A 506-nucleotide genomic window follows, 5' to 3' on the forward strand; every position below is an offset into this window, starting at 1 on the left:
AACCCAGTCGTCTAGCTGGGAGCCTCTCACCCTCGCGGGTCTGGAAACCTCATCTTGAAACGTGCTTCCCGCTTAGATGCTTTCAGCGGTTATCACTTCCGAACGTAGCTAATCAGCGGTGCCCTTGGCAGGACAACTGACACACCAGAGGTTCGTCCATCCCGGTCCTCTCGTACTAGGGACAGCCTTTCTCAAGTTTCCTACGCGCACAGCGGATAGGGACCGAACTGTCTCACGACGTTCTAAACCCAGCTCGCGTACCGCTTTAATGGGCGAACAGCCCAACCCTTGGGACCTACTCCAGCCCCAGGATGCGACGAGCCGACATCGAGGTGCCAAACCATGCCGTCGATATGGACTCTTGGGCAAGATCAGCCTGTTATCCCCGGGGTACCTTTTATCCGTTGAGCGACGGCGCTTCCACAAGCCACCGCCGGATCACTAGTCCCGACTTTCGTCCCTGCTCGACATGTCTGTCTCACAGTCAAGCTCCCTTGTGCACTTAC

Annotated in this window: 1 rRNA gene; it reads right to left on the reverse strand. The window is 56.9% G+C overall.

Features of this window, described 5'->3' with window-relative positions:
• Nucleotides 1-506 (reverse strand): 23S ribosomal RNA (locus tag ABD241_RS20610); the annotation flags it as partial.

This window comes from Terrabacter lapilli, assembly GCF_039531305.1.
Taxonomy (GTDB): Bacteria; Actinomycetota; Actinomycetes; order Actinomycetales; family Dermatophilaceae; genus Terrabacter; species Terrabacter lapilli.